This is a genomic window from Streptomyces sp. NBC_01268 (genome assembly GCF_036240795.1).
Taxonomy (GTDB): domain Bacteria; phylum Actinomycetota; class Actinomycetes; order Streptomycetales; family Streptomycetaceae; genus Streptomyces.
In genome coordinates, this window is sequence record NZ_CP108454.1 from 4,642,923 (window position 1) to 4,663,424 (window position 20,502).

A 20,502-nucleotide genomic window follows, 5' to 3' on the forward strand; every position below is an offset into this window, starting at 1 on the left:
GTGGGGATCGAGAACGACCAGTTGGTCTTCGACTATCTGAGCCGCGTCGGCGACCTGGCCCAGCAGCGCAGGATGCCGGCCGCGGAACGCCGCGAGCTGGTCACGGGCCTGCGCGACGAGATCGAACGCCGCCGCACGGTGAAGGGGGAGCCGGTGCGGGGGATCCTCGGCGACCTGGGTACGCCGGACGAGGTGGTCGGCGCGACGCCGGGCCGCGTCCCGGGCGGGCCGGCCGACGCGCCTGCGGAGGAGGAGCCGGCCGCCACGCCGGGCACCGCCGTCCCCACGCCCCGGGAGCCGGACTGGTGGCGCGCGGACGCCGGTGCCGCCGGCGATGTCGTCGACGCCATGGACGCCCCGGCGGCCCTCGGCTTCTACGGCGGCGTGGAGATCCCGGAACTCCTGAAGCCACCGGTGGAGGACGAGGACGACGACGAGGCAGGGGACGACGAGGCCGTCGCGGGGGAGCCGGAGACCTTCCGCCGTCGCCTGTCCTTCCGCCTCGGCAGCCCCCTCCTCCTGGTCGCCGCCCTCCTCCTGCTGGCCGGCGCGGCCGGCGGCTGGCTGCTCCCGCTCGCGGCGGGCTGGCTCCTCGCCTACTTCTCGCGCGAACGGCGCGCCGCCGCCCTCGTCCTCCCGGGCCTGGCCGCCACCGGCGGCGCCGTCTGGCTGTGGGGCCGCATCGCGGGCCGCTGGGGCGAGGCCGTCCCGGCGGGCGGCGAGGCGATGGGCGCGGCCCTCTCGGACACCTGGCCCTGGACGCTGCGGGCGGCGGCCGTGGCGTCGGGGGCGTATCTGCTGTGGCGGTCGCGGCGGGGGTGACGGGGGCGGTTCAGGGGCCGTTCGGGTGCACCACGGCGGCGAACGGGATGGCGGCGTCGGCCGTCACGGTGAACAGGTCGAACCTGCGGTTCTCCCGTTCCGTCTCGGCGTCGCTGATGAACCCCTGACCCTTGAACGTGGAGATGGAGGCGTCGAAGTTGGAGTCGTCCTTGCCCAGTCCCCACCACGCGGTCACATAGCGGGGCTTCCGGGTGACGTTGATCAGGTTGTTGGTGTAGCGCACGGGTGAGTGGTACGTCAGGAACTCCCCGCCGCAGTCCTTCGGGTCGCAGTGGAGGAACGCGTCCTTCTCCCAGGAGTGCTCTCCGACGCTGAAGGTGTCGAGGTCGATCCTCCCGCGGTCCATCCGCATCACCGTGATGTTCAGGTCGGCGTCGATCATGTCGAACGTCGAGGTCTTCGGGATCTCGACCATCTTGTCCTCGCTGTACTCCTCACCGGGTTCGTAGTAGCTGCCGGGTCCGGTGAAGGGGCCGACACCGAGGGCGGTGTACGTGACGGAGCCGAGGTGGAGCGACGCGTCACCCTCCCGCTCGGACCCCAGTTCCAGCGCTTGCCTGCGGTCCCGCAGCTCGTCGCTCTTCTCGACGTACCTTCCGCTGCGCCCGTAGACGTTCCAGCCGTCGGCGAGGATGTAGAGAGGCACGGGGCCGGTGTTCTTCAGCCGGAGCGTCACAGGGAGCAGGTGGACCGGCTTGTTGAGGTCCGTCCGCGGCTGCCCGAACCGCACCCAGATCGTCAGGTTCGCCGGCGCGGCGGTGGGCTGGTAGACGGACGAGTAGGCCAGGTTCACCGCGGCGAGCAGCGCGGTGGCCGTGACGCCGGCCGCGATCTTCGTCGGGTGGGGGAGACCGCGCCACACCTTCTCCCGGATGCACACCCACAGCGCCCACAGGGACCAGAGGAAGAGCGGGATGAAGGCCAGCAGGTACGGCGTGTACTCCAGTTCCTGGAACCAGAGGAAGACCAGCAGGGTGCTGACGGTCAGCGCGATCAGGACGCCCACGAGGACGAGCGCCCCGGAGATCTTCAGACCGCGCTTGCCCCAGTAGTCCACGGCGGCGACGGCCGCCGCCACCTCCGTCACGCCCCCGAGGATGAAGAGGAAGCCGGAGATCCGCCCCGCGAACGTCAGCGCGTCGAAGGCGTCCGGGATGCCGACGGACGTCAGCAGCGCCCAGCCGCCCACCAGCCCCGCCACCATCAGGGCCATCGTCATGCGCCGGAGCCCGGTGCGGTCGGGCCACACCTCGCTCCCGCCGCCGTGCCAGCTGACGATCGACCGGTCCTCCAGGTCGACGTCCTCGGGATACCCGTGGCGGCGCAGCAGGCGCCGTAGTTCTCGCGGAGACCAGGCGCTGCCCGCCGTCTCGCCTCCGACGCGCACCTCGCGCAGCCCTCGGGCGTTCGGTGGTTGCACCGTGGCCTTGCTACGGCGTTCCATGCCCACCAGACTCCGGCCGGGGTGGGAGGGCCGCAGCCGGTGCTGCGCTGTTGGGACTAGGCGGTGTCCGCGACCTTCGCCCCCCACGGCGCCCCCGGCACCACCAGCGGCGACCCCGTCACAGGATCCGGGACCACCACCGACTCCAGCCCGAACACCTCCCGTACGAGCTCGGCGGTGACGACCTCGCCCGGGGCGCCCTCCGCGACCACCCGGCCCGCCTTCATCGCGACCAGGTGGTCGGCGTACCGGGCGGCCTGGTTCAGGTCGTGGAGGACGAGGACGACCGTGCGGCCGCGGACGTGGTTGAGGCGCCGGACCAGGTCCAGGACCTCGACCTGGTGGGCGATGTCGAGGTAGGTGGTGGGCTCGTCGAGGAGGAGCAGGTCGGTCTCCTGCGCGAGGGCCATCGCGATCCACACGCGCTGGCGCTGCCCGCCGGACAGCTCGTCCACCGAGCGCTGGGCCAGGGAGGCGACGTCGGTGCGTTCCATCGCGTCGACGACCGCCCGCTCGTCCTCCTGCGACCACTGCTTCCACCACGCCTGGTGCGGCTGCCGGCCGCGGGCGACGAGGTCGCCGACGGTGATCGCCTCGGGGGCGACGGGCGTCTGCGGGAGCAGGCCGATGGACTGGGCGATCCGCTTGGTGGGGATCTTCGCGAGCTCCTCGCCGTCGAGCAGGACGGCCCCGCCCTTCGGCTTGAGGAGCCGCCCGAGCGCCCGCAGCGTCGTGGACTTGCCGCACGCGTTGGGGCCGACGATGACGGTGACCTCGCCGTCCGGGACCGCCAGGTCCAGCTCGTGGACGACGGTCCGCTCCTCGTACGCGAGGGTCAGCTCCCGCGCGGCCAGCCTGCTCACGATCTGCCTCCTACTCCACGGCTGCGCATGATCAGCCAGATCAGGTACGGGGCGCCGACCGCCGCCGTGAGGACTCCCACCGGCAGTTCGACGGGGGAGAAGAGCCGCCGGCCCAGCAGGTCGGCGGCGACGACGACCAGCGCGCCCATGAGCGCCGAGCCCAGGAGCGGGATCTGGGCCGTACGGGTGGTCCGGCGGGCGATCTGCGGGGCGAGCAGCGCCACGAAGTCGACCGGCCCGGCGACGCCCGTCGCGACCGACGCCAGGATCACGCCCACCGCCACGAGGCCGAGCCGGACCCGTCCGAGCCGCACTCCGAGCGCGGTCGCCGTGTCGTCGTCGAGCGCGACCGTCCGCTGGGCGCGGGCCGCCCACAGCACGGCCGGCAGCATCACGAGCAGCGTCACGCGCAGCGGCAGCGACTCGTCCCAGCCGCGCCCGTTGAGCGAGCCGGTCATCCAGATCTGGGCCTGCTGGGCGACCAGGTAGTCGCCCTTGGTCATGAACAGGGTGGTCAGCGAGCGCAGCGCGATGGCGAAGCCGATGCCGATGAGCACGAAGCGGGTGGCGTGCAGCCCGCCGCGCCAGGCGAAGACGTACACGAGCGCGGCGGCCAGCACTCCGCCGGCGATCGAGAGGTACGGCAGGACCGTGTACGAGGCCAGCCCGAAGGTCATCGCCGCGACGGTCACCGCGCCCGCGCCCTGGCTGATGCCGATGATGTCGGGGCTGGCGAGCGGGTTGCGGGCGACGGTCTGGATGAGGGCGCCGGCGATCCCGAACGCGGCGCCGACCATGAGGCCGGTGGCGAGCCGCGGCAGCCGCAGGTCCTCGACGACGAACGCGGAGGGCGAGCGCTGCCCGGCGAGGATCTTCAGGACCTCGGTGGGGGCGACGAACCGTTCGCCGACGCAGAGGTACGCGACGCAGACGGCTGCCAGGAGGACGACGAGTCCGGCGGCGACGCGTGCGGAGCGCCGGTGCACGAGGAAGGACGCGCGCCCGGCGCGTACGAGTCCGTACCCGGCGGGGCGGACGGAGCCGGGGCGCACCGGCCGGGAGAGGGTGCTCACGCGGGCACCGCCTTGCGCCGGACCAGGGTCACCAGGAACGGCACGCCGATCAGGGCCGTCATCACGCCCGCCGGGACCTCGCCCGGCGGGAAGAGGATCCGGCCCAGGACGTCGGAGACGAGCAGCATGACCGGTCCGATGAGCGCCGCCATCGGCAGCACCCAGCGGTGGTCGCTGCCGACGACGGCGCGGGCGATGTGCGGGACGGCGAGGCCGACGAAGGCGATCGGGCCCGCGGCGGCGACGGCGGCGCCGGTCAGCACGGTCGCGCCGAGGCCGCCGACGATCCGCACGGTCGCGACCCGCTGCCCGAGCCCCTTGGCGACGTCCTCGCCGAGCGCGAGGGCGTCCAGGCCGCGGGCGACGGAGACCACGAGGACGGTGCCGAGCAGCAGGAAGGGCCAGAGCTGGGCGACGATCTCGGCGTCCCGGCCGTCGAGCGAGCCGATCTGCCAGAACCGGAACTCGTCGAGGGCGGACGCCTTCGTGGTGAGGACGCCGGTCGTCACGGAGAGCAGCAGCGCGTTGATCGCGGCGCCGCCGAGCGCCAGCTTCACCGGGGTCGCGCCGCCGCGCCCCCGGGAGGCGACGGCGTACACGGCGACGGAGGCGAGCGCGGCGCCGGCGAAGGCGAACCACACGTATCCGGTGAGCGAGTGCACTCCGGCGAACGCGATGGCGAGGACGACGCCGACGGAGGCGCCCTGGCTGATGCCGAGGATGCCGGGGTCGGCGATCGGGTTGCGGGTGATGCCCTGGAGGGCGGTCCCGGCGAGGGCGAGCGCGGCGCCGACCATGAGGCCGATCAGGGTGCGGGGCACCCGCAGCTGCCGTACGACCTCGGCGTCGGGGCTCGTGGCGCCGTGCAGCAGCGCGTCGACGACGGTGGACGGGGGGATGGCGCGGGCGCCGACCGCGAGGCTCAGCAGGATCGCGAGCAGCAGGGCGGCGACGGCCGCGCTGGTCGCGACGGCGCGCCGGGTACGTGGGGCGGTCATGTACACCCATCAGAGGGACGAGGTTCGGTAAGGCTTGGCTAAGTCTAGACAGCGGGCCTATTCGAACACCCGGGCACAATGACCCTTATGACGACGACGCACGCGCAGAGCCCGCTGAGCCCCCTGACGGTGGGCTTCGACCTCGATCTGACCCTGCTCGACACCCGCCCCGGCATCAGGGCCGCGTTCGAGGCCTTCTCGGCCGCCACCGGCGTCCCGATCGACGCCGACCTGGTCGTCAGCCGGCTCGGGCCGCCGCTGGAGCACGAGCTCGCGCACTGGTTCCCGCAGGAGCGCGTGCCGGAGATGGCGACCCTCTACCGGGAGTTCTACGGCGTCCACGCGATCGAGCCGACGGTGCCGATGCCGGGTGCGATGGATGCGATTCAAGCCGTTCGCGAGGCCGGCGGCCGGACCATCGTCGTGACCGCCAAGAACGAGCCGCAGGCCAAGCGGCACTTCGCCCACCTCGGCATCGAGCCCGACGCCGTCGTCGGCGGGCTCTTCGCCGAGGGCAAGGCGGAGGCGCTGCGCGCCCACGGCGCGGGGGTGTACGTCGGCGACCACGTCGGCGACGTGCGCGGGGCGGCGACCGCCGGCGCGCTCTCGGTCGCCGTGGCGACCGGCCCGTGCGCCCCCGAGGAGCTGAAGGCGGCCGGCGCGGACGTCGTCCTCACCGACCTGACGGACTTCCGTGCCTGGTGGGAGGGCTACCGCGGCTGAACCGTCGCGGCCTGAACCGCACGGGCCCGGCGGCGCTGGACGGTGATCGAGCGGAGCACTCCGGCGCCGGCGACGAGGAATCCGACGCCCATCAGCATCGAGACGAGGTAGGCGACGGTCGGGAACGGCTCCGTTCCGAGGAACAGCGGAGCCACCGTGACCAGCGTCGCCACCGCTCCGACGATGAAGACGATCGCGCCGGCGCGGACCAGGCCGTCACCCGGCGCGCTGTCGTCCGTGGGCGCCGGGGCGGCCGAGGGGGTTTCACTACGCATTCGGCCAGGGTAGTTCCCAGGCGCGGACAACAGTCCGGCGACGTCTTGTCACCGGGCCCGATCCCATTAGCCTTGGTGCCGGCGGGTCCGCGATCAGTGACCCGCTGTATCTCTTTCCGAGCCGGAATCCCGGCGCCCCCATCGAGTACGAGGACGAGGACGGACGTGCCTACCGGCAAGGTCAAATGGTTCAACAGCGAGAAGGGCTTCGGCTTTCTCTCCCGCGACGACGGCGGCGACGTCTTCGTGCACTCGTCGGTGCTCCCGGACGGCGTCGACGCCCTGAAGCCGGGCCAGCGCGTCGAGTTCGGCGTGGTCGCCGGGCAGCGCGGTGACCAGGCTCTCTCGGTGACGGTTCTCGACCCGACCCCGTCCGTCGCCGCGGCGCAGCGCCGTAAGCCCGACGAACTGGCGTCCATCGTCCAGGACCTCACCACGCTCCTGGAGAACATCACGCCGATGCTGGAGCGCGGCCGCTACCCCGAGAAGGTGCACGGCGCGAAGATCGCCGGCCTGCTCCGGGCCGTCGCCGACCAGCTGGACGTCTAGGAGCTAGGGGAAACGCAGCGCGTCCGGGCCGAGGGGAGGCACGAGCCCCTCGGCCGCGGCGCGCGTGAGCAGCCCGCGCACCGCCGCGTAACCGGTCTCGCCGAGGTCCGCGGTGAACTCGTTGACGTAGAGACCGATGTGCTGATCGGCCACCTTCGGGTCCATCTCCTGCGCGTGCTCCCGTACGTACGGGCGGGAGACGGACGGGTCGTCCCAGCCCATCCGGACCGATGTCCGCGCCGACTCGGCGAGCAGCCGCAGGGTCTCCTCGCCCAGGGACCGCTTGGCGATGATCGCGCCCAGCGGGATGGGCAGCCCGGTGGTGTGCTCCCAGTGCTCGCCCATGTCGGCGAGCGCGTGCAGGCCGTAGTTCGCGTACGTGAAGCGGGCCTCGTGGATGACGAGCCCCGCGTCGACCTTGCCGTCGCGCACGGCGGGCATGATCTCGTGGAACGGCAGCACCACGACCTCGCCGACCCCGCCCGGGACGAGGTCCGCCGCCCACAGCCGGAACAGCAGGTAGGCCGTCGAACGCTCGCTCGGCACCGCGACCGTCTTCCCGGTCAGGTCCGCGCCCGGCTCCCGCGTCAGCACCAGCGGGCCGCAGCCGCGCCCCAGGGCCCCGCCGCAGGGCAGCAGGGCGTACTCGTCGAGGACCCACGGCAGCACCGCGTAGGACACCTTCAGGACGTCGTACGGGGCTTCGCCGTCCGCGGCCCAGCCGTTGGTGAGATCGATGTCGGCGAAGGTCACGTCCAGGCGGGGTGCGCCGGGGACCCGTCCGTGCGCCCAGGCGTCGAAGACGAAGGTGTCGTTCGGGCAGGGCGAGTAGGCGATCTTCAGCTTGGTCACGACGGGGACTCCGACTCCACGGGGGCGGGAACGGGGGTGGTGGCGGGAGCGGTCGGGGGAGCGGCCTCGGCGGCGGTCCCGACCGTGGCCGGGAAGACGCTCCGGTCGAGCAGGCCGAAGGCGTCCCGCAGCGCGGCCAGTGCCTCACCGATGCGCCAGGCGGCGCGGTCGCGCGGGCCGACGGCGTTGGACACGGCCCGGACCTCGACGACCGGCAGGCCGTGGGCGGCGGCGGCCTCGGCCACCCCGAAGCCCTCCATCGCCTCGGCGACGGCCCCGGGATGACGCGCCGCCAGCTCGGCGGCCCGCTCGGCGGTGCCGGTGACGGTGGACACGGTCAGGACGGGGCCGACGGCGCACGGCCGCCCGCCGTCCGCGAGCGCGCCGGAGATCCGCGCGACGAGCTCCCCGGCCACCGGGTGCGCCGAACGGCCGAAGCCGAGCTCGTCGACGGGCAGGTACCCCTCGGGGGTCTGCGCCCCCAGATCGGCGCCGACGACGGCGTCCGCCACCACGACCGCCCCGATCGGGGCGTGCGGGGCGAAACCCCCGGCGATCCCGGCCGACACGACGAGCGCGTACGGGGCGGGCGCACAGGCCAGGGCCGTCGCCGTCGCGGCCGCCGCGGCCGCGGGACCGACGCCCGCGACGAGCACGTCGGCCCGCGCGTGGCGGCGCAGCACGAAGCCGCCGGGCAGCGGGGACTCGCCCTCGCCCGGCCCGGCGGACGCGAGACCGCCGGCGACGGAGTCGGCCTCCGCCGCCACGGCGGTCACGATGAGGATCCGGTGGATCAGGACTTCTTCTTCAGCTCGAAGTGCCAGATGCCGGTCACGGACTTGCCGGTGTTCTCGACGATCGTGACCTGGGTCTTGTTCGTCGCCTCGCCGGACTGGCTGGAGAAGAAGGCGCTGGCCGGGATGGTCCGGTACGTCTTCTTGTACGGCTCCGGCTCGGCCTGCTGGCCGCCCAGGAAGATCGTCCAGCCGTTCTCGGCGATCTCCGGGTCGACGCCGAAGCGGATCTTGTCGTCGGACTCGACGGTGATGGACTTCTCGGCCTTCTTGTTGAGGCAGGCCGGGATCTGCGACTCCTTGATGGGGTCGCCGTCGTTGTAGCAGGCCGCCTCGGAGTTCACCGACTCCGTCCCGACCGTCACGGTCGCGAGCGGCGTCGGCTTGTCGCAGGCGGAGAGGACGAGGAGCCCGGCGGAGACGGCCCCGATGGCCACGACGGCCCGGCGGCGCTTGCGGGTGAGGAACGCAACGGTCATGGGCCGAAGGCTATCGGGCCGCCGCGCCCTCGCCACGCGGGGGTACGGCGTGCCGCCGCCGGAGCGACCCGTTGTGTGCATTCGTCCCACCCCGCGCGCTACGCCGCCCGCGCCTTCGCGGCCCCGCCCCGCCCCTTCTGCCGCCGCGCCGCGGCGAGCAGCCCCCGCACGGACAGCGAGGCCCCCACCGCCAGGATCCCCGCCGCCACCGCCATCCCCAGCGTCCCGTTCAGCGGCAGCGCGATGCCGATCCCGCCGCCCACCACCCACGCCATCTGCAGCGCCGTCTCCGAACGGGCGAACGCCGAGGTGCGGACGAGTTCCGGCACGTCGCGCTGGATCAGGGCGTCCAGGGACAGTTTCGACAGGGCCTGGGTCAGGCCGGCGACCGCGCCGAGGACCGCGACCATCAGGCCGCCGAAGAAGATCGCCGTGCAGATCGCGGTGGCCAGGACCACCGACACCATGGTGGCGATGATCACCTCGGGCCCGTGCCCCCGGTCCCGCAGCAGGGAGCCCATCGCCGTCCCGCACGCGTTGCCGACGCCCGCCGCCACGCCGACGATGCCGAGGGAGACCGCCGCGCTCTGCCCCGACAGGGGGTGCACGCGCAGCAGGAACGCCAGGAAGAAGATCAGGAAACCCGACAGCATCCGCTGCGAGGCGTTCGCCTGGAGCCCGTGCAGGACGGACGGGCCGACCGTCCGCAGACTCGGCTTCTTCTCGCCGTGCGTCAGCAGGTGGGCCCGCCGTTCACCCTTCGCCGAGTCGACCTTGTGCGGCATCCGCAGCGCCCAGAAGGTGCCGAGCAGGAACAGCGCGCACGCCCCGTACAGCGGCCAGGCCGGGCCGATCAGCTGGAGCCCGGCGCCGACGGGCGCGGCGATGCCGGTGGCGAGCAGTCCGGCGAGCGTCACCCGGGAGTTCGCCTTCACGAGGGAGAAGTCCGGTGGGAGCAGGCGTGGCACGACGGCGCTGCGCACCACCCCGTACGCCTTCGAGGCCACGAGCACGCCGAGCGCCGCCGGGTAGAGCTGGATCCCCCCGGTGGCGACGGCCCCGGACATGGCGATGGCCAGCACCGCCCGGGTCAGCATCGCCCCGGCCATGGCGGCGCGCCGGCCGTGCGGGATGCGGTCCAGGAGCGGGCCGATGACGGGGGCGAGAAGGGTGAAGGGCAGCATCGTGATGCCCAGGTAGAGCGCGACACGGCCGCGCGCCTCGTCCGTGGGCACGGCGAAGAAGACCGTGGTGGCGAGGGCGACGGTGATCATGACGTCGCCGGCGCCGTTCACGGCGTGCAGCTCGATCAGTTTGCCCAGGCCGGACTCGCCCGCGCCGTGGGCGTGGGTGGCCCGCCGGATGCCCCTGGCCGTACCGGTGAAGGGCAGGTGGAGGGCGCGCCCGACCTTCCGGCCCGCTCGGCTGAGCGGCCCGGCAGGATCGTGGGATCGTGCGGAAGACCGTGCGGCTGCCACTCCGTCATAGTGCCCCACGCGCCCCTCTCGCGAACCGTGGCGCGGCCCGGAGGACGTCCGCGATGCGGGCCGTTTGGTACGGGCAGGTGGGCGGCGGGCGGCGGAGAGGGTAGCGTGCGTAGCGCGTCACCGGCGGATGTTCTCGGCCGCGCGCCTCTTCGGCATCCCGCAGAATGGATGGCGATAGGTGTGCCCGAGACGCGCGAGTCATGTCGGGCGTGGACGTCGATGCGGCCCTCTGGTCCGCTCCGCCCACGACCCGGGACTTCGCTCCCGCTCCTCGGCCGGCGCACCCGTGAGACGGCGTAGGAGAGAAGCGAGACCTGTGAGTGCTGCGACGACGCGAAGCCGTACCCCGCGTACCCCGCGAGCCACGCGTACCCCCGACCGCCTCTGCGTCGAGGCCGTAGACCTCGCCCGCGAGGCCGCCGAGGAGGCGGCCGCCCCCGGCATCGTGGGGGAGCACATCGAGGCGATCGCCGAGGGTGACCGGGTCGTCACGCACTTCTTCGAGTGCAAGGAGCCCGGTTACCGCGGCTGGCGGTGGGCCGTGACGGTCACCCGCGCCTCCCGCGCGAAGAACATCACCCTGGACGAAACCGTCCTGCTGCCCGGCTCGGACGCCCTCCTCGCGCCCGAGTGGGTGCCGTGGAGCGAGCGCCTGCGGCCCGGCGACATGGGCCCCGGCGACCTGCTCCCCACCGAGCAGGACGACCCGCGCCTGGAGCCCGGCTACTCGGGCGAGGACGCGCCGCCGCCGAACTCGGCGGTCTCCGAGGAGCTGGCCGACCACCTGGACGTCGAGGACGCGGAGATCGTGTCCCGTACGCCGTCCCGGGGCGCGATCTCGGCGGTCGCCGAGGAGCTCGGGATGCGGCGCGCCCGCGTCCTGTCCCGGTACGGCCTGCACGTCGCGGCCGACCGCTGGGACGAGGCGTTCGGCCCGCAGACCCCGATGGCCCAGGCGGCGCCCGCCACCTGCGTCTCCTGCGCCTTCCTGGTGCCCATGGCGGGATCGCTGAAGCAGGCGTTCGGTGTGTGCGCCAACGAGTTCTCGCCCGCGGACGGCCGGGTGGTCTCCCTGTCGTACGGCTGCGGCGGCCACTCGGAGGCGGCGGTCATGCCGAAGCCCCCGCGTCCGGCGCCCCCGGTCCTGGACTCGATGGCCACGGACGCCTTCCCCCTCCGCCCGGCCAGGGACTCGGGCTCCACGACGGAGCCCGACACGACCTCGGACGACCTGGGCCACTCCTAGCCCACGGGGGCCGGTGCGGGACGCGGCGCGCAGGGGCCGCGGGGGCGTGACCGTGCCCCCGCGCGCCCCCCGCCCCCTGACGTGCCCCCGCGCGGCGGGCAGGGCACGGCGCGGTACCTTCGGGCCCCGGCCAGTTCCCCGTCCCGCAGAGTGGAGTCAGACGTGAGCGTCAGCGTCAGGACGTCGACCGACGGAACCGACCCCTTCGGTACCGCACGGCTCCGCAGAGGCGTGCTCGACGCGTGGGGTGCGGGGCCCGCCCGGTTCCGGGAGGACGCCAACGCCGAGGAGGACCTGGTCCTCGGCGGCTACCGGGACCGGCTCGTCGTCGAGCTGGCCCAGAACGCCGCCGACGCCGCCGCCCGCGCGGGTGTCGCCGGCCGCCTGCGGCTCACCCTGCACCCGGCGGACAGCGAGGGCCCGGCGGTCCTCGCCGCGGCCAACACGGGCGCACCGCTGGACGCCACCGGCGTGGAGAGCCTCTCCACCCTCCGCGCGTCCGCGAAGCGGACCGAGCGCGACACCGCGTCCGTGGGACGGTTCGGCGTCGGATTCGCCGCCGTTCTCGCGGTGACCGACGAGCCCGCCGTCCTCGGCCGCCACGGCGGCGTCCGCTGGTCCCTCGCGGAGGCCCGCGAGCTCGCGGCGGACGCGGCCCGGTACAGCCCCGGCCTCGGCGACGAACTGCGCCGCCGCGACGGCCACGTACCGCTGCTGCGGCTCCCGTTGCCGGCCGAGGGCACCGCGCCCGAGGGCTACGACACGGTCGTCGTGCTGCCCCTGCGGGACTCCGCCGCCGTCGACCTCGCCGAACGCCTGCTCGACTCGATCGACGACGCCCTGCTGCTCGCCCTCCCCGGCCTCACCGAGGTCGTCGTCGAGACGGCGGCCGGTGTCCGGTCCCTGGTGCGGGGCGAGGGCGACGGGTACGTCCACATCGACGACTCCGCCGACCGCGCGGCCGGCACCCACCGGTGGCGGACCGTCAGCCACGGCGGCCCCCTCGACCCGGCCCTGCTCAAGGACCGGCCCGTCGAGGAGCGGCTGCGCCCGCACTGGTCGGTCACCTGGGCCGTGCCCGTGGACGGGGAGGGCGCCCCGCGCTACCCCCGTACGGCCGGCGTCGTGCACGCCCCCACCCCCACCGACGAGCCGCTCGGCATCCCCGCCCTGCTCATCGCCTCGTTCCCGCTGGACACCGCCCGCCGGCACCCGGCGCCGGGGCCGCTCACCGACTTCCTGGTGGAGCGGGCGGGCGACGCGTACGCCGAACTCCTCGCCGCGTGGCAGCCGGTGACCCCCGCCACCCTCGATCTCGTGCCCGGCCCGCTCGGCAAGGGTCCCCTCGACGGCGCGCTGCGCGCCGCGGTCCTGGACCGGCTGCCCCGGGTCGCGTTCCTCGCCCCCGCGACCGCCTCCGAGGAACTGCCCGCGCTGCGCCCGATCGAGGCGGAGGTCGTGGAGGGCGCGGGCGCCGAGACGGTCGAGGTGCTCGCCGAGGTGTTCCCGACGCTGCTCCCGGCGGGCCTGGAACGGCGCGTGGAGCTGCGCACCCTGGGCGTCGGCCGGGTGCCGCTGACCGAGGCGGTCGACCGGCTCGCCGGCGTCGACCGGGCGCCGTCCTGGTGGTGGCGCCTGTACGACTCGCTGGCGGGCGTGGACCCGGACCGCCTGTCCGGGCTCCCGGTGCCGCTGGCCGCGCCGGAGGAGCCCGAGCACCGCTCCGACCCGTACGCGGACGAGCTCGACGACGCCGCCCCGCAGCCCGCCCGGATCCGCACCACCATCGGCCCCCGGCAGGTCCTCCTGCCGCAGGAGCGCACCCCGGCGGAGCTGACCCGGCTCGGCCTGAAGGTGGCGCACCCGGAGGCCGCCCACCCGCTCCTGGAGAAGCTGGGCGCGCTCCCGGCCACGCCCCGGGCCGTGCTGACGACCCCGCAGGTCCGGGCGGCCGTCGCGGCCTCCCTGGACGCGGGGGAGATCTGGGACGAGGACGCCGACACCCTGGACGCGGAGGAGCTCGCCGAGACGGTCCTCGCGCTCGTCCGGGACGCCGACCTGGCCCCCGGCGACGAGCCGTGGCTCGGGGCGCTCGCGCTGCCCGACGAGGACGGCGAAACGGCCCCGGCCGGGGAGCTGGTCATGCCGGGGTCCGCCTTCGCCGCCGTGATGCGGGAGGGCGAACTGGCCCTGGTCGACCAGGAGCTGGCCGACCGCTGGGGCGAACAGCCGCTCGCCGCCTGCGGGGTGCTCGCCGGTTTCACGCTCGTGCGCGCCGCCGACCTGGTCCTCGACCCGGACGAGCTGGAGCCGCGCGAGGGCGACTTCGCGGAGCCGGACGACGCGGGGCTGCTGGACGCCGTAGACGTGTGGTGCGAGGACGTCCTGGACCGCCTGCCGGAGACCCCGGTGCCGCCGGTCGCGACGGAGATCGTCGCCGTACGCGACCTGGACCTGGTCGACGACGACGCCTGGCCGCAGGCCCTCGCCCTGCTGGCCCGCCCGCCGCTGCGGGACGCGCTGACCCAGCCGGTGCGGGTGCTGCTGCCGGACGGCACCACGGAGACCGTCCGCTCGTACACCGCCTGGTGGCTGCGCGACCACCCCGTCCTCGACGGGCGGCGCCCCGCCGGACTGCGCGCCGCGGGCACGGACCCGCTCCTGATCGGCCTGTACGACGCGGCCGACGCGACCGGCTTCGAGGACGAGCAGGTCCTGCGCGCCCTGGGCGTACGGACGTCCGTCCCGGTGCTCCTGGACGAGCCCGGTGGGGCCGCCGAGCTCCTGGCGCGGCTGGCCGACCCGGCGCGCGAGGTGTCGGGCGCCCAACTCCACGCCCTGTACACGGCCCTGGCCGACCTCGACCCGGACCAGGTCACCCTCCCCGACGAGCTGCGCGCCGTCCTGGACGGCGCCCTGGTGGTCGTCGACGCGGCCGATGCGCTGGTCGCCGACGCACCCGACCTGCTGCCGCTGGCGGGCGGCCTGCCGCTGCTCCCGGTCGCCCCGGCGCGGGCGGCCGAACTGGCCGAGCTGTTCCAGGTGCGCCGGCTCAGCGAGGCGGTCGACGCCGAGGTCACGACGGTCGGCGAGGAGCACGAGGTCCCGTCGGCGGTGCACGCGCTGCTCGGCCCGGCGACCCCCGCCAGCTACGTCGAGCACGAGGAACTGCGCGCCGCCGGCACGGAACTCGACTGGCGCCGCACCCCCGACGGCGTCATCCACGCCGCCACCCTGGAGGGCGTCGCCGCGGGCCTCGCCTGGGCGGCGGGGCAGTGGCCCCGCCGCTTCGAGGTGGCGGCCCTCCTGGAGGACCCGTCGCGGACGGCGGAGCTGGCGAGGGACCGCTGGTTCGACTGAGGCCGCGCGGTCAGTACTTGGCGGCCAGGCTGACCTGCGTGTCACCTCCGGCGCCTTCGAGCCGCCACCGCAGGTACTTGTGGTCGGGCGCCGTCGTGTTCACCGAGATCCAGTGTCCCGGGACGACGGCGCCCCGCCAGTTCTCGATCCAGAAGCACTCGTGGCCGCCGAGACAGAACGGGCCGACGCAGATGCACTCCCACACGTCGACGAAGAGGGTGGCGTTGCGCGTGCCCTCCCTGCCGACCATGGCGATGCCGGTCGCGAAGCCGACGTCCCGTACGGTTCCGCAGATCGCCCAGTCCCAGCCCTGTACGCAGGCCTGGGCGCCGTTGCAGAACGTGTCCTTGAACCACTGCTGTTCGCCGGCGTCGCGGACGACCGCCTCGTCGTAGCCGGTGCGTTCACCGCTCGACTGCTCGCCGACCTCGGGCGGGGCGTCGATCTTGCCGGGGGTGGAGGGGTACTGCTCGACGGCACGGCCGCCCTCCACGACCGCCCGCATCCCGTTGGGGAAGTCGAGGATCTGCAGGGCGTGGTCGTCGCCCAGGTCCATCGTCGTGCTGACACGCGGGGGCAGCCCCCGCCTGATGTTCGTCGTGGTCATCTCGGGGTCCTCCCTCTGGAACGAGGAACGCGCCACGGGCGCGCCCCTGCCGAGGCGAGTGTGCTGAGGGACGATCGCGGGCCGCGGGTGAGGTCCGGTCCGCGGGCCTCACCCCCGGTGACCCCGCGTGTTCTCAGTCTTTCACGGGGTACGCGGCCTGTCGTGCCGACGCCGGGCGGCCCGGCGGGCGGATTCAGGCCGGGAACCTGCGCCCCACCCACCGCCAGGCGAACTCCAGGACCGCGGCCCCCGCCGCGGCGACGGCGACCGCCGTCCACGGCATCGTCACGCCGACCAGCTTCAGGGCGAAGAAGTCCTGGAGCCAGGGGACGACGAGCACGAGGAGGAACGCGCCGCCCATCGTGGCCACCAGGGCGATCCGCCACCAGGTGTAGGGGCGGGCGATGATCGCCAGGACCCACATGGAGACCAGGAAGAGCGTGAGGGTGGCCGCGCTGGTCTCGGCGTCGAGGGCGTCGGGGCCCGTGTAGTAGTGGCGGGCCAGCAGGTAGGTGACGAAGGTGGCGGCGCCCGCGACGACGCCGGCGGGGATCGCGTACCGCATCACCCTGCGGACGAAGTGGGGTTTGGCGCGCTCCTTGTTGGGGGCGAGGGCCAGGAAGAAGGCGGGGACGCCGATGGTCAGCGTGGACAGCAGGGTGAGGTGCCGGGGCAGGAAGGGGTACTCGACCTGGGAGCAGACCACGAGGATCGCGAGGAGCACCGAGTAGACGGTCTTCGTGAGGAAGAGCGTCGCGACCCGGGTGATGTTGCCGATGACCCGGCGGCCCTCGGCGACCACCGACGGGAGCGTCGAGAAGGAGTTGTTGAGGAGGACGATCTGGGCCACGGCCCGGGTGGCCTCGGAGCCGGAGCCCATGGAGACGCCGATGTCGGCGTCCTTGAGGGCGAGCACGTCGTTGACGCCGTCGCCGGTCATGGCGACGGTGTGGCCGCGGGACTGGAGCGCGGCGACCATGTCGCGCTTCTGCTGCGGGGTGACCCGGCCGAAGACGGCGTTGGCGTCGAGGACCTCCGCCATGGCCTCCCGTTCGGCGGGCAGGGTGCGGGCGTCGACGGTGCTCGCGGCGCCGGGCAGGCCCAGCTTGCCGGCGACGGCACCGACGGAGACGGCGTTGTCGCCGGAGATGACCTTGGCGGTGACGTGCTGGTCGGCGAAGTAGGCGAGGGTGTCGGCGGCGTCGGGCCGCAGCCGCTGTTCGAGGACGACGAGCGCGGTCGCGCGGGCGCCCTCGGCGACCTTCGGGGAGTCGAGTTCGGCGGCGGCGCGGGCCAGCAGCAGGACCCGCAGGCCCTGCTCGTTGAGCTGGTCGACCTCGCCCAGGGACGGGTCGCCGGGCGCGAGCAGCACGTCGGGGGCGCCGAGCAGCCAGGTGGAGTTCTCGCCGTCGCCCTCGCTGAAGGCGGCGCCGCTGTACTTGCGGGCGGAGGAGAAGGGCAGCGACTCGGTGCAGCGCCAGTCCACGGAGTCCGGGTAGGCGTCGATGACGGCCTGGAGGGAGGCGTTGGGGCGCGGGTCGGACTCGCCGAGGGCGCCGAGCACCTTGCGCACGTAGCTCTCGTCGGCGCCGTCCAGGAGCCGCAGGCCGGTCACGTCCATGCCGCCCTCGGTGAGGGTGCCGGTCTTGTCGAGGCAGACGACGTCGACCCGGGCGAGGCCCTCGATGGCCGGGAGCTCCTGCACGAGGCACTGCTTGCGGCCGAGCCGGATCACGCCGATCGCGAAGGCGACGGAGGTGAGCAGGACCAGGCCCTCGGGGATCATCGGGACGATGCCGCCGACCGTGCGGGCGATGGACTCCTTGACGTCGTTGTCCTTGACGACGAGCTGGCTGATGACCAGCCCGATCGCGGTGGGGATCATCATCCACGTCACGTACTTGAGGATCGTGGAGATGCCGGTGCGCAGCTCGGAGTGGACCAGGGTGAAGCGGGAGGCCTCCTCGGCGAGCTGGGCCGCGTAGGCCTCGCGGCCGACCTTGGTGGCGGTGAACGCGCCGCCGCCGGCGACGACGAAGGAGCCGGACATCATCCGGTCGCCGGGCTTCTTCACGACCGGGTCGGCCTCGCCGGTGAGCAGCGACTCGTCGACCTCCAGGCTGTCGGCCTCGGCGACCTCGCCGTCGACGACCACCTTGTCGCCGGGGCCGAGCTCGATGAGGTCGCCGAGGACGATCTCGGAGGTGGAGATCTCGGTGGCGGCGCCGTCGCGGCGGACGGTGGGTTTGGCCTCGCCGATGACGGCGAGCCCGTCGAGGGTCTTCTTGGCGCGGAGCTCCTGGACGATGCCGATGCCGGTGTTGGCGATGATCACGAAGCCGAAGAGGCTGTCCTGGATCGGCGCGACGAAGAGCATGATCACCCACAGCACGCCGATGATCGCGTTGAAGCGGGTGAAGACGTTGCCGCGGACGATGTCGGCGGTGGAGCGGGAGCTGCGCAGCGGGACGTCGTTGACCTCGCCGCGGGCGACGCGCTCGGCGACCTCGGCGGTGGTCAGTCCCGTGGGGCGGTGCACGACGGGTGGCTCCGCCGCCGGTCCGGTGCCCCCGCCGTCCGTGTCGATCTTCGCCCGCTGCGTCATGGTTTCGACGGTACGGGGGGAAAGGGGCGCACACCTGCCGAGAAGTCCGAAGATCAGACCGGGGGAGGAGGGGAATGGTCCCCTGGGACTACGAGGCGGGCGGCTGGGCCGCCTGCCGGGCCGCGTGCCGCTTGATGGCCGCGTCCCGCTTCCGCACGTACCAGATGCCGATCAGGCCGAGGCCGGCGCCGGCCAGGCAGGTCCACACCCACCACGCGAGGTCCCGGTCGTCGAACCAGCCGTAGAACGGGACCTGGACGAGGAACAGGACGAACCAGAGGATCGTGCCGCCGGTGATGGTGGCGACGACCGGTCCCTCGAGGGGCTCGGGTGCCTCGTGCTTCGCTGTCCACTTCGCCATGGGGGTCAGTCTAGGTGGCCCGAATGCGTATCTACGCGCGGAGATGGACGCTCGCTCGTTCATGTGTTCATACTGAAACGGTTTGCCTCTGGCGGGTTCCCTTCGTATGAACCGCCAAAAAGGACTTCTCTGAACCTCCGAAGAGGAACCCCATGAGCACCACGGCCCCCGCCAAGGCCATGCCCCCGGAGACCCCCGAAGGGCCCGTCTCCGGCCTCGACCGCTACTTCAAGATCTCCCAGCGCGGCTCCACCGTCGCCCGCGAGGTCCGCGGCGGTCTCGCCACCTTCTTCGCGATGGCGTACATCATCGTGCTGAACCCGATCATCCTGGGCAGCGCGAAGGACATGTACGGGCACCAGCTCGACGGCGGCCAGCTGGTCACCGCGACGGTGTTGACCGCGGCCTTCTCGACCCTGCTGATGGGCGTCATCGGCAACGTGCCGATCGCCCTGGCCGCCGGTCTCGGCGTCAACACGGTCGTCGCGCTCCAGCTCGCGCCGAAGATGTCCTGGCCGGACGCCATGGGCATGGTCGTGCTCGCCGGTCTGGTCGTGATGCTGCTGGTCGCCACGGGGCTGCGCGAGCGCGTCATGAACGCCGTACCGGTCGGCCTGCGCAAGGGCATCGCGATCGGCATCGGCCTGTTCATCATGCTCATCGGCCTGGTCGACTCGGGCTTCGTCTCCCGGATCCCCGACGCCGCGCACACCACCGTGCCGCTCCAGCTCGGCGCCGACGGGCACCTCACCGGCTGGCCGGTGCTGGTCTTCGTCCTGGGCACCCTGCTGACCCTGGCCCTGATCATCCGCAAGGTGCCGGGCGCGATCCTCATCTCGATCGTCGTGATGACGATCGTCGCCATGGTGATCAACGCGGTGGCCGACATCCCGTCCTGGGGCCTGACGACCCCGGAGTGGCCGGGCAACCCGGTCGCCTCGCCCGACTTCGGCCTGGTCGGCCAGGTCAGCCTCTTCGGCGGCTTCTCCAAGGTCGGCGTCCTGACCGGCGTCCTGTTCGTCTTCACCGTGCTGCTGTCCTGCTTCTTCGACGCCATGGGCACGATCCTCGGCGTCGGCGACGAGGCCAAGCTGATGGACAAGGACGGCAACTTCCCCGGCATCAACAAGGTCCTGCTGGTCGACGGCCTCGCCGTCGCCTCCGGCGGTGCCACCTCGTCCTCCGCCACCACCTGCTTCGTGGAGTCCACGGCGGGCGTCGGCGAGGGCGCGCGCACGGGTCTGGCCTCGGTGGTGACCGGTGCGCTGTTCTCGGTCGCGCTCTTCCTCACGCCGCTGGCGACGATGGTCCCCTCGCAGGCGGCGACCCCCGCCCTGCTGGCGGTGGGCTTCCTGATCCTGGCCGGTTCGATCAAGGAGATCGACTGGAGCGACTACACGATCGCCGTGCCGGCCTTCCTGGCGATGGTGATGATGCCGTTCACGTACTCGATCACCAACGGCATCGGCATCGGCTTCATCTCGTTCAGCGTGCTGCGGCTGGCGGCCGGCCGGGGCCGTGAGGTCCCGGTGGCCATGTACGTCGTGTCGGCGGTCTTCGTCTTCTACTACGCGATGCCGGCACTCGGCCTGATGTGAGGCGCGCGGGGGGCGGCCGGCGCGGCCGGCTCCCCGGGTCCCGCCTCCTTCCCGTAGAACCTCTCCGTCTCGTCGACGGCGGTCTTGAACCGTTCGTCGAAATCCTCGCGAATGAGCGTCCGGACGACATAGTCCTGGACGCTCATTCCGCGTTTGGCGGCGTGCCCGCGGAGCCGTTCGAGCAGCTCTCCGTCGAGGCGCAGGCTGAACACGGTCGATTCCATGCCCGTCAGGGTCGCGCCACGGAAGGCCTCCGTGCGTCACTTTCCGGAGGGACCTCACTCGTTCGGGTGACAGTTGGCGGCTACACGTTTTCGATTGGTCTTTAGGAAGAGTAATGAGTTA

General features: G+C 73.2%; 19 protein-coding genes. 6 read left to right on the forward strand and 13 right to left on the reverse strand.

Annotated elements, in window-relative coordinates; all coding sequences use genetic code 11:
* The gene (locus OG309_RS20710; protein ID WP_329422898.1) at nucleotides 1-822 is read left to right on the forward strand and encodes a hypothetical protein; all 822 of its coding nucleotides are present in this window, start codon (nucleotides 1-3) and stop codon (nucleotides 820-822) included.
* A 10-nt stretch (nucleotides 823-832) separates the two neighbouring features.
* Here OG309_RS20710 and OG309_RS20715 read toward each other — a convergent pair whose 3' ends face one another.
* From OG309_RS20715 to OG309_RS20730, 4 genes are read right to left on the reverse strand one after another with little or no spacing between them, the layout of a single operon-like run.
* Nucleotides 833-2,287 (reverse strand): hypothetical protein, encoded by a 1,455-nt coding sequence (locus OG309_RS20715; protein ID WP_329422900.1) that lies wholly within the window; start codon nucleotides 2,285-2,287, stop codon nucleotides 833-835.
* A gap of 56 nt (nucleotides 2,288-2,343) precedes the next feature.
* Nucleotides 2,344-3,150 carry an ABC transporter ATP-binding protein gene (locus OG309_RS20720; RefSeq protein ID WP_329422902.1) on the reverse strand — a complete coding sequence of 269 codons (807 nt, stop codon included), beginning with the start codon at nucleotides 3,148-3,150 and terminating at the stop codon, nucleotides 2,344-2,346.
* On the reverse strand, nucleotides 3,147-4,223 hold the full coding sequence (locus OG309_RS20725; protein ID WP_329422903.1) for a FecCD family ABC transporter permease: 1,077 nt from the start codon (nucleotides 4,221-4,223) through the stop codon (nucleotides 3,147-3,149). The genes OG309_RS20720 and OG309_RS20725 overlap by 4 nt, the downstream gene beginning before the upstream one ends.
* Nucleotides 4,220-5,221, reverse strand: coding sequence for a FecCD family ABC transporter permease (locus OG309_RS20730; protein ID WP_329422906.1), 1,002 nt, complete (start codon nucleotides 5,219-5,221; stop codon nucleotides 4,220-4,222). The genes OG309_RS20725 and OG309_RS20730 overlap by 4 nt, the downstream gene beginning before the upstream one ends.
* 87 nt (nucleotides 5,222-5,308) lie before the next feature.
* Between OG309_RS20730 and OG309_RS20735 the strand changes: the two genes are divergently transcribed.
* Complete coding sequence (locus tag OG309_RS20735; RefSeq protein WP_329422907.1) at nucleotides 5,309-5,944, forward strand: HAD family hydrolase; 636 nt, start codon at nucleotides 5,309-5,311, stop codon at nucleotides 5,942-5,944.
* Here the strand turns inward: OG309_RS20735 and OG309_RS20740 are convergent.
* On the reverse strand, nucleotides 5,932-6,219 hold the full coding sequence (locus tag OG309_RS20740; protein WP_329422908.1) for a hypothetical protein: 288 nt from the start codon (nucleotides 6,217-6,219) through the stop codon (nucleotides 5,932-5,934). The genes OG309_RS20735 and OG309_RS20740 overlap by 13 nt on opposite strands.
* Nucleotides 6,220-6,384: 165 nt before the next feature.
* Here OG309_RS20740 and OG309_RS20745 point away from each other — a divergent pair, with 165 nt between their 5' ends.
* On the forward strand, nucleotides 6,385-6,768 hold the full coding sequence (locus OG309_RS20745) for a cold-shock protein (protein ID WP_132912020.1): 384 nt from the start codon (nucleotides 6,385-6,387) through the stop codon (nucleotides 6,766-6,768).
* Nucleotides 6,769-6,771: 3 nt separating this feature from the next.
* Here OG309_RS20745 and OG309_RS20750 read toward each other — a convergent pair whose 3' ends face one another.
* The 4 genes from OG309_RS20750 to OG309_RS20765 form a co-directional block, all read right to left on the reverse strand.
* Complete coding sequence (locus tag OG309_RS20750) at nucleotides 6,772-7,620, reverse strand: 1,4-dihydroxy-6-naphthoate synthase (protein ID WP_329422911.1); 849 nt, start codon at nucleotides 7,618-7,620, stop codon at nucleotides 6,772-6,774.
* Nucleotides 7,617-8,417: a futalosine hydrolase gene (locus OG309_RS20755; RefSeq protein ID WP_329428455.1), complete on the reverse strand. Its 801-nt coding sequence runs from the start codon at nucleotides 8,415-8,417 to the stop codon at nucleotides 7,617-7,619. Before OG309_RS20755 ends, OG309_RS20750 begins: the two co-directional genes overlap by 4 nt.
* Nucleotides 8,414-8,893 carry a DUF2771 domain-containing protein gene (locus OG309_RS20760; RefSeq protein WP_329422912.1) on the reverse strand — a complete coding sequence of 160 codons (480 nt, stop codon included), beginning with the start codon at nucleotides 8,891-8,893 and terminating at the stop codon, nucleotides 8,414-8,416. The genes OG309_RS20755 and OG309_RS20760 overlap by 4 nt, the downstream gene beginning before the upstream one ends.
* Nucleotides 8,894-8,991: 98 nt before the next feature.
* Nucleotides 8,992-10,371 (reverse strand): MFS transporter, encoded by a 1,380-nt coding sequence (locus OG309_RS20765; protein ID WP_329422913.1) that lies wholly within the window; start codon nucleotides 10,369-10,371, stop codon nucleotides 8,992-8,994.
* A 325-nt stretch (nucleotides 10,372-10,696) separates the two neighbouring features.
* Between OG309_RS20765 and OG309_RS20770 the strand changes: the two genes are divergently transcribed.
* Together OG309_RS20770 and OG309_RS20775 are read left to right on the forward strand one after the other, a co-directional pair.
* The gene (locus OG309_RS20770; protein ID WP_329422915.1) at nucleotides 10,697-11,626 is read left to right on the forward strand and encodes a DUF3027 domain-containing protein; all 930 of its coding nucleotides are present in this window, start codon (nucleotides 10,697-10,699) and stop codon (nucleotides 11,624-11,626) included.
* Nucleotides 11,627-11,776: 150 nt separating this feature from the next.
* On the forward strand, nucleotides 11,777-14,986 hold the full coding sequence (locus OG309_RS20775) for a sacsin N-terminal ATP-binding-like domain-containing protein (RefSeq protein WP_329422917.1): 3,210 nt from the start codon (nucleotides 11,777-11,779) through the stop codon (nucleotides 14,984-14,986).
* Nucleotides 14,987-14,996: 10 nt separating this feature from the next.
* On the opposite strand, the gene OG309_RS20780 is transcribed toward OG309_RS20775, so the two are convergent.
* The 3 genes from OG309_RS20780 to OG309_RS20790 form a co-directional block, all read right to left on the reverse strand.
* Nucleotides 14,997-15,593, reverse strand: a complete 597-nt coding sequence (locus OG309_RS20780; RefSeq protein WP_329422918.1) for a hypothetical protein — start codon at nucleotides 15,591-15,593, stop codon at nucleotides 14,997-14,999.
* Between the two features lie 193 nt (nucleotides 15,594-15,786).
* On the reverse strand, nucleotides 15,787-18,198 hold the full coding sequence (locus OG309_RS20785) for an HAD-IC family P-type ATPase (protein ID WP_329422919.1): 2,412 nt from the start codon (nucleotides 18,196-18,198) through the stop codon (nucleotides 15,787-15,789).
* Nucleotides 18,199-18,286: 88 nt separating this feature from the next.
* Nucleotides 18,287-18,559, reverse strand: coding sequence for a DUF2530 domain-containing protein (locus tag OG309_RS20790; protein WP_329422920.1), 273 nt, complete (start codon nucleotides 18,557-18,559; stop codon nucleotides 18,287-18,289).
* Between the two features lie 152 nt (nucleotides 18,560-18,711).
* Between OG309_RS20790 and OG309_RS20795 the strand changes: the two genes are divergently transcribed.
* The gene (locus tag OG309_RS20795; protein WP_402544476.1) at nucleotides 18,712-20,157 is read left to right on the forward strand and encodes an NCS2 family permease; all 1,446 of its coding nucleotides are present in this window, start codon (nucleotides 18,712-18,714) and stop codon (nucleotides 20,155-20,157) included.
* On the opposite strand, the gene OG309_RS20800 is transcribed toward OG309_RS20795, so the two are convergent.
* The gene (locus tag OG309_RS20800; RefSeq protein ID WP_329422922.1) at nucleotides 20,127-20,381 is read right to left on the reverse strand and encodes a hypothetical protein; all 255 of its coding nucleotides are present in this window, start codon (nucleotides 20,379-20,381) and stop codon (nucleotides 20,127-20,129) included. The two genes, OG309_RS20795 and OG309_RS20800, sit on opposite strands and share 31 nt — an antisense overlap.
* Between the last annotated feature and the right edge of the window lie 121 nt (nucleotides 20,382-20,502).

Coding starts and splice junctions, on each gene's coding strand:
- OG309_RS20730 (WP_329422906.1), bottom strand. CDS start 5,221: ATGACCGCCCCACGTACCCGGCGCGCCGTCGCGACCAGCGCGGCCGTC.
- OG309_RS20790 (WP_329422920.1), bottom strand. CDS start 18,559: ATGGCGAAGTGGACAGCGAAGCACGAGGCACCCGAGCCCCTCGAGGGA.
- OG309_RS20780 (WP_329422918.1), bottom strand. CDS start 15,593: ATGACCACGACGAACATCAGGCGGGGGCTGCCCCCGCGTGTCAGCACG.
- OG309_RS20800 (WP_329422922.1), bottom strand. CDS start 20,381: ATGGAATCGACCGTGTTCAGCCTGCGCCTCGACGGAGAGCTGCTCGAA.
- OG309_RS20795 (WP_402544476.1), top strand. CDS start 18,712: ATGAGCACCACGGCCCCCGCCAAGGCCATGCCCCCGGAGACCCCCGAA.
- OG309_RS20785 (WP_329422919.1), bottom strand. CDS start 18,198: ATGACGCAGCGGGCGAAGATCGACACGGACGGCGGGGGCACCGGACCG.
- OG309_RS20740 (WP_329422908.1), bottom strand. CDS start 6,219: ATGCGTAGTGAAACCCCCTCGGCCGCCCCGGCGCCCACGGACGACAGC.
- OG309_RS20715 (WP_329422900.1), bottom strand. CDS start 2,287: ATGGAACGCCGTAGCAAGGCCACGGTGCAACCACCGAACGCCCGAGGG.
- OG309_RS20735 (WP_329422907.1), top strand. CDS start 5,309: ATGACGACGACGCACGCGCAGAGCCCGCTGAGCCCCCTGACGGTGGGC.
- OG309_RS20760 (WP_329422912.1), bottom strand. CDS start 8,893: ATGACCGTTGCGTTCCTCACCCGCAAGCGCCGCCGGGCCGTCGTGGCC.